Source organism: Pauljensenia sp. 20925_1_27, assembly GCF_041432835.1.
Lineage (GTDB): Bacteria > Actinomycetota > Actinomycetes > Actinomycetales > Actinomycetaceae > Pauljensenia.
Genome location: NZ_JAPWAH010000036.1, coordinates 1 through 7606, shown reverse-complemented (window position 1 = coordinate 7606; position 7606 = coordinate 1). Strand labels below are relative to the sequence as shown.

Below are 7606 nucleotides of genomic sequence, written 5' to 3'. Positions count from 1 at the left end.
ATCCAGAATATGCCCTCGACCATATTCCGACTCTCACGCAAAATGGAGTCATTTTCGATCTTGCTAATTTCAGTGCCGATCAGAACATGAAAGTCCTCACGGGCGATGATGTCACAACGGTTGAGCCGGGAGAAACTATCACTGTCGTCGCAGCATACAAGTATGTCTACGTGGGCGAACCCGTTGTATTTGTTACGCATCTATCGCTGCATGAACACGCCTTAGATTTCCCGGAAATTGTTGTGCAGCCGTCCTGATTGGTGCGGTTAGCGGGTGGGTATCGCCGGGCACTTATCGTGGTAGTCAAGTCGCCGAGATGCTCCCATGACGATCGAGGCACCCCCACGGACAACGCGAGATCCGCGAGACGGAAACGCTGTTGATCGACGTGAAGACGGGCGGGAGCCCTCTTGACAGGAACAAGCACGCGAGAAGCGCTCCCCATTTCGATCAGATTTTGTTAGTCTTCAACTGAATCCCGCACACTAGTGCGAATTTGACGAGGAGTAACAATGAGCAATCCGTACGCACAACAGGGCGGTAACGGGTGGGGAAACAACCCCCAGGGGCAGCAGGGCTACGGCCAGGGCGCCTACGGCGGGCAACCCCAACAGCAGGGCTACGGGAACGGCCAGTATGGTGCCCAGCCCCAGCAGGGCTACGGGCAGGACGCATCCAACCCGTACGGCGGCGCAAACACGCAGAACCCCTATGGCGGGCCGAGCGCGTCCGATCCCTACGGTGGCCAAGGCGGCAACGCCTACGGTATGCAGAACCAGGGCGGCTACCCGCAGGGCTATGGGCAGCCTGGGATGTCGCCGATGGGCGCTCCCCAGAAGAAGTCGAAGACCCCCCTCATCGTCGGCGTCGTTGCGGGCGTCGTCGTCCTCCTCATGATCGGCGGTCTCGTCGTCTGGGGCCTGCTCGGCTCCGGTTCAACGAGTGCCTCGGACCCCTCCTCTGATCCCTCTTCGTCCTCCACGAGCGATTCAGGTTCGGGATCGTCGAGCGGCAACAAAGGTTCGAGCTCGTCGAACGGGGACAAAGGTTCGAGCTCGTCGAACGGTAACAAGGGATCGAGCTCGTCGAAGGGGAACAGCGGATCCCAAGACCACTATGTCGCCGACCTCGCCGGTGGCGCCATCCACGTGGAGAGCAAGAACATTGAGTTGGGCCCCAAAGATGACGACGGCGACCAGACCGTGGTCGTTACCTACACCGTCACTAACAAAAGCTACAAGGACGAGGAAATAGATCCTCTGATCACCTTGCCCATGCTGTTCCAAGACGATAAGATCCTGGAATCCGCGACATTCATTAAGAAAGATCTTCCGGGCTATGACCCCAAGGAGTTGTTGTCGCAGATAAACGTCGGTGAGACCAAGACGGTCGTGCTCGGCTATAAGCTCAAGAGCACCACGCAGACCGTCGTCGTCTACGGCCTTGACCTGTTCGATACAGACAATGATATCCCGTCCTACTCGTGGGATCCGAAGTAATCTGATCCCCTCTCAGGCCTGTGTCGACAGGCGCAGGCCGCGCTGCGGCGGTGACCGCAACGTAGGCGGTCACTCCGCCTGAACGCACGCACCGGGGCCGCCCTCCCAGCCGGGAGGGCGGCCCCGTGTGTCCCAGCCGCAGCCACAATCGGCATGTGACTCATCACAGTCGAGTTTTCGTTGCAATCACACAGTTTGTAAAGTAACCCTCCGAGCCTGTCAATCCCGGATACAAGCGCCACTTTTGGTAGAATCTACAAGGTTAAACATCTATTTTCGCGCAATGCGAGGGGAGCCACGTGGCTGACAACGAGAAGACCGCCGAAGGCGAACAGTCCTACGGCGCATCGGACATCACCGTCCTCGAGGGCCTGGAAGCCGTCCGCAAGCGCCCGGGCATGTACATCGGATCCACCGGCGAACGCGGCCTGCACCACCTGGTGTACGAGGTCGTCGACAACTCCGTCGACGAGGCCCTGGCCGGCTACGCCGACCACATCGAGGTCACGATCCAGGCAGACGGCGGCATCAAAGTCGTCGACAACGGCCGTGGCATCCCCGTCGATGAGCACCCCACCGAGCACAAGCCCACCGTCGAGGTCGTCATGACGATCCTCCACGCCGGCGGCAAGTTCGGCGGCGGCGGATACGCCGTCTCCGGCGGCCTGCACGGCGTCGGCATCTCCGTCGTCAACGCCCTCTCCACCCGCGTGAACACCGAAATCCGCCGCCAGGGCTACGTGTGGCGCATGTCGTTCGCAAACGGCGGCACCCCCATCACCCCCCTCGAACGCGGCGAAGCAACCGACGAAACCGGCACCACGCAGGTCTTCTACCCGGACCCCGAAATCTTCGAAACCGTCGAATTCGACTTCGAAACCCTGCGCCAGCGCTTCCAGCAGATGGCCTTCCTCAACAAGGGCCTGCGCATCACCCTGACCGACGAGCGCGAGTCCGCCACCGACGAAGGCGACGAAATCGCAGGCGGCGAGGAGGCCTCGGACAAGAAGACCAAGGGCCACCGCACCGTCACCTACTGCTACGAACACGGCCTGCGCGACTACGTCGAATACCTCGACTCCGCCAAGAAGTCCGACACGATCAACAACGAGATCATCGACTTCGAAGCCGAAAACGACGAAGGCACCATGAGCGTGGAAATCGCCATGCAATGGACCACCGCCTACTCCTCCTCCGTCCACACCTTCGCCAACACCATCAACACCACCGAAGGCGGCATGCACGAGGAGGGCTTCCGCACCGCGCTGACCTCCCTCGTCAACCGCTACGGCCGCGACAAAGGCATCATCCGAGACAAGGACGACAACCTCACCGGTGACGACGTCCGCGAAGGCCTGACAGCCGTCATCTCGATCAAGCTCACCGAGCCCCAGTTCGAAGGTCAGACGAAGACCAAGCTCGGCAACACCGAGGCCCGCACCTTTGTTCAGCAGCAGGTCTACTCCAAGCTCACCGACTGGTTCGACGCCCACCCCGCCGACGCCAAGGCCATCATCGCCAAGGGCCAGGCCGCCCAGGCCGCCCGCGTCGCCGCCCGCAAGGCCCGCGAGGCCACGCGCCGCAAGGGCGTCCTCGAATCCGCCTCCATGCCCGGCAAGCTGCGCGACTGCTCCTCCCGCACGCCCTCCGAGTGCGAAATCTTCATCGTCGAGGGTGACTCCGCAGGCGGCTCCGCCGTCGGCGGCCGCGACCCCGAACGCCAGGCCATCCTGCCGATCCGCGGCAAGATCCTCAACGTCGAAAAGGCGCGCCTGGACCGAGCCCTGTCCTCGGACACCATCCGCTCCCTCATCACCGCCTTCGGCACCGGCATCGGCGAAGACTTCGACATCTCCAAGCTCCGCTACGGCAAGATCGTCATCATGGCGGACGCCGACGTCGACGGCCAGCACATCGCCACGCTGCTGCTGACCCTCCTCTTCCGCTACATGCGCCCCCTCATCGAAGGCGGCCACACCTTCATCGCCATGCCCCCGCTGTACCGCATCAAGTGGACCAACGCAGAGCACGAATTCGCATACTCCGACAAGGAACGCGACGAACTTCTCGCCGCAGGCGCCGCCGCGAACCGCCGCCTACCCAAGGAAGGCGGCATCCAGCGCTACAAGGGCCTCGGCGAAATGAACGACCACGAACTGTGGGAGACCACCATGGATCCGGAACACCGAATCCTCAAGCAGGTCACCCTCGACGAGGCCGCAGACGCCGACGAAACCTTCACGATCCTCATGGGCGACGACGTCGACCGACGCCGCACCTTCATCCAGCGCAACGCCACCGACGTGCGCTTCCTCGACATCTGACAACACCGCGACCAGCCCAGCCCCGGCCTCGTACCGAGCGGGCCTGATCGAGCAGAAACAACGTAAGGAAAAACGTGAGCGACGAGCAGACTACTGACGCGCGGCACATCTCGGACACCGAGCGCATCCGCCAGGTCGACCTGCAAAAGGAGATGCAGCGCTCCTACCTCGACTACGCGATGAGCGTCATCGTCGGACGCGCCCTACCCGACGTGCGCGACGGCCTCAAGCCTGTCCACCGCCGCGTCCTATACGCCATGTACGACGGTGGATACCGCCCCACCTCCTCGTTCTCCAAGTCCTCCCGCGTCGTCGGCGAGGTCATGGGTAACTACCACCCCCACGGCGACGCCGCGATCTACGACGCCCTCGCGCGCCTCGTGCAGCCCTGGTCGCTGCGCTACCCCCTCGTCGCCGGCCAGGGTAACTTCGGCACCCCCGGCAACCTGGGCCCCGCAGCCCCCCGTTACACCGAGTGCAAGATGGCACCCCTGGCCATGGAAATGGTCCGCGACATCGACGAAGAATGCGTCGACTTCCAGGACAACTACGACGGCCGCAACCAGGAACCCACCATCCTGCCCGCCCGCTTCCCGAACCTGCTCGCCAACGGCTCCGAAGGCATCGCCGTCGGCATGGCCACGCGCATCCCGCCCCACAACCTGCGCGAACTCGCGCGCGGCGTCCAGTGGGCGCTCGAGCACCCCGAAGCCTCGCGCGAAGAACTCCTCGAAGCACTCCTCAAACTCATCCCCGGACCCGACTTCCCCACCGGCGCCACCATCCTGGGCCGCAAGGGCATCGAAGACGCCTACCGCACCGGCCGCGGCTCCATCACCCAGCGCGCCGTCGTGAACGTCGAAGAAATCCAGGGCCGCCAGTGCCTCGTCGTCACCGAACTGCCCTACCAGGTCAACCCCGACAACCTGGCCGACAAGATCGCCCAGCTCGTGCGCGACGGAGCGATCGGCGGCATCGCCGACATCCGCGACGAAACCTCCGGCCGCACAGGCCAGCGCCTCGTCATCGTCCTCAAGCGCGACGCCGTCGCCAAGGTCGTCCTCAACAACCTCTACAAGCGCACCAGCCTGCAGGAGAACTTCTCCGCCAACATGCTCGCGCTCGTCGACGGCGTGCCCCGCACCCTGTCCATCGACGGCTTCATCCGCCACTGGATCACCCACCAGATGGACGTCATCGTGCGCCGCACGAAGTTCCGCCTGCGCAAGGCCCTCGAACGCCTGCACATCCTCGAAGGCTACCTCAAGGCCCTCGACGCCCTCGACGAGGTCATCGCCCTCATCCGCCGCTCCCCCACGGTCGACGAGGCCCGCGCCGGCCTTATCGAGCTGCTCGACGTGGACGCCATCCAGGCCGACGCGATCCTGGCCCTCCAGCTGCGCCGCCTGGCCGCCCTCGAGCGCCAAAAGATCATGGACGAGCACGCCGAACTCAAGGCCCGCGTCGACGACCTCAACGACATCCTCGCCAAGCCCGAGCGCCAGCGCGCCATCATCTCCACCGAACTGTCCGAAATCGTCGACAAGTTCGGCGACGAGCGCCGCACCCGCATCCTCCCCTTCGACGGGGAAATGTCGATGGAAGACCTCATCCCCGAAGAGGACGTCGTCGTCACCATCACCCGCGACGGCTTCGCCAAGCGCACCCGCACCGACAACTACCGCTCGCAAAAGCGCGGCGGCAAGGGCGTGCGCGGCACCCAGCTGCGCGGCGACGACGTGGTCGAACACTTCTTCGTCACCACCACGCACAACTGGCTGCTCTTCTTCACCAACCTCGGCCGCGTCTACCGCGCCAAGGCCTACGAGATCCCCGAAGGCGGTCGCGACGCCAAGGGCCAGCACGTCGCCAACCTGCTGGCCTTCCAGCCCGACGAGCACATCGCGCAGGTCCTCGCGATCCGCACCTACGAAGACGCCGACTACCTCGTCCTGGCCACCAAGCGCGGCCTCGTCAAGAAGACCCCGCTGAGCCTGTACAACTCCCCCCGCTCCGGCGGCATCATCGCCATCAACCTGCGCGAGGACGAGGACGGCAAGCCCGACGAGCTCGTCTCCGCGCAGACCATCATGGCCGACGAGGACCTCATCCTCGTCTCCCGCGACGGCCAGGCCGTGCGCTTCACCGCCACCGACGACCAGCTGCGCTCCATGGGCCGCTCCACCTCCGGCGTGCGCGGCATGAAGTTCCGCGGAGACGACGAACTCCTCAGCATGGAAGTCCCGCGCGAGAACACCGACCTGCTGATCGTCACCGAATCCGGCTACGCCAAGCGCACCCCCGTCGACGAATACCCGACCAAGTCGCGCGGCACCCTCGGCGTGCGCGTCGGCAAGCTCGTCGACGAACGCGGCGGCCTCGTCGGAGCCCTCGTCGTACGACCCGATGAAGACGTCATGGTCATCACCGAGTCCGGCAAGCTCGTCCAGGTCAACGCCTCCGACGTGCGACCCACCGCCCGCAACACCATGGGCGTCATCTTCGCCCGCCCCGACGACGGCGACCGCATCATCGCGATCACCCGCAACTCCGACTCGGGCGACGAAGAAACCGACGAGACCGACGAGTCCGAGAACACCGAGGCCACCCAGGCCCCGGATTCCACTGAGGGGACCGACGCCCCAGCCGACGAGGCCACGGCCTCTGAGGGCGACGAGACCGCAGCCGACGAGAACTGACGCGCGATCACGGGACGAGGCCCCCGCCTCGTCCCCGTGATCAAGCTTCCAAAGCGGCGCGGAACCAGCGCCGGGGCCGGGCGATGCGGTAGCCTGGCAAGTAGGAAGTGCGACCTGGAAGGAAACCCATGAGCGACCACGTCTCGAGCGCCCGCAGCGACGCTCCCCGCCGAGTTGACCTGGCGATCGCGCGCATCGACGCGTGGACCGTCATGAAGGTATCCTTCCTCCTGTCGGTTGCCCTGGGCATCGCGATGGTCGTCGCCACGATCGTCCTGTGGCTCATGGTCGACGCCATGCACGTCTTCAGCCAAATCGAAGAATTCCTGCAGACCGTCGGCGCCGGCCGCTTCGCGGACCTGCTCGACTACGCTCGACTGCCGCGCGTCATCTCCTACGCGACCATCGTCGCCGTCATCAACGTCATCCTGCTCACCGCCCTGTCGACGCTGGGAGCCATGCTCTACAACGTCGTCGCCTCTCTGGTGGGCGGCGTCAAGGTGTCCCTCATGGACGAGTGAGGGCACTTGCGCAAGGGGTCGGCTGGTGTCGGCCCCTTTTGCTATGCCGTTTTTGCTATACCGTGCAGGGGTTCGAGCATTGCTTGTGGCACCGCTGGTGTTGCGGGCACCGTCGGGCCCGGCCGCCCGCGAGGCTAGGGCCTCACTGCGTTCGGCGCCGCGCCTCGAAGCCCGCCCTGGCCCTCCGGACCCTCCGGCGCCTTCCACACTGGCGGTGCTTATTGTCTGTGTGTTGCCGGCCAGGCCCCGCCATCACCCACTGGCACCGTGTCCAGGCCGTTTGGACTCTCCGGTGCCCTCCGTTCCGGTGGGGCTTGTGTCGCTAATTGGTGCGTCGGCTCGTTGTCCGGCCATGCTTTGGGTTGCTGCATGTGGCCTAGTCCTGGCTGTCAATCAGTAATTTCGCATGCAATTCCCCTGAGAGTATTTCGAGTATTGAAATCTGATCGTTGATATTCTGCGGTTTTTGGGCTTGCGTTGGTTCGTGCCGGGGGGAATTGCATGCGAAATTTGGCTGGAGGTGGCCCTGCCAACCCATGCTGGCCCTGCCAACCCATGCTGGC

At 64.3% G+C, this 7606-nt stretch carries 6 protein-coding genes; 5 read left to right on the top strand and 1 reads right to left on the bottom strand.

The genetic code is table 11. The annotated features are described in order from the left end of the window. The 5 genes from O3684_RS10135 to O3684_RS10115 form a co-directional block, all read left to right on the top strand. On the top strand, nucleotides 1-257 hold a 257-nt coding region (locus tag O3684_RS10135; RefSeq protein ID WP_500066809.1), incomplete at its 5' end, for a hypothetical protein. Between the two features lie 255 nt (nucleotides 258-512). Beyond that, the gene (locus O3684_RS10130) at nucleotides 513-1499 is read left to right on the top strand and encodes a DUF5067 domain-containing protein (RefSeq protein ID WP_500066807.1); all 987 of its coding nucleotides are present in this window, start codon (nucleotides 513-515) and stop codon (nucleotides 1497-1499) included. Between the two features lie 299 nt (nucleotides 1500-1798). After that, the gene (gene gyrB, locus O3684_RS10125) at nucleotides 1799-3823 is read left to right on the top strand and encodes a DNA topoisomerase (ATP-hydrolyzing) subunit B (protein ID WP_500066805.1); all 2025 of its coding nucleotides are present in this window, start codon (nucleotides 1799-1801) and stop codon (nucleotides 3821-3823) included. Between the two features lie 74 nt (nucleotides 3824-3897). After that, entirely contained in the window at nucleotides 3898-6522 is a 2625-nt protein-coding gene (gene gyrA, locus O3684_RS10120) for a DNA gyrase subunit A (protein ID WP_500066803.1), read from the top strand. A 128-nt stretch (nucleotides 6523-6650) separates the two neighbouring features. Next, nucleotides 6651-7043 (top strand): DUF3566 domain-containing protein, encoded by a 393-nt coding sequence (locus O3684_RS10115; protein WP_500063842.1) that lies wholly within the window; start codon nucleotides 6651-6653, stop codon nucleotides 7041-7043. A gap of 376 nt (nucleotides 7044-7419) precedes the next feature. On the opposite strand, the gene O3684_RS10110 is transcribed toward O3684_RS10115, so the two are convergent. Beyond that, on the bottom strand, nucleotides 7420-7606 hold a 187-nt coding region (locus O3684_RS10110), incomplete at its 5' end, for a hypothetical protein (protein ID WP_500066801.1).

Coding starts and splice junctions, on each gene's coding strand:
- O3684_RS10115 (WP_500063842.1), top strand. CDS start 6,651: ATGAGCGACCACGTCTCGAGCGCCCGCAGCGACGCTCCCCGCCGAGTT.
- O3684_RS10130 (WP_500066807.1), top strand. CDS start 513: ATGAGCAATCCGTACGCACAACAGGGCGGTAACGGGTGGGGAAACAAC.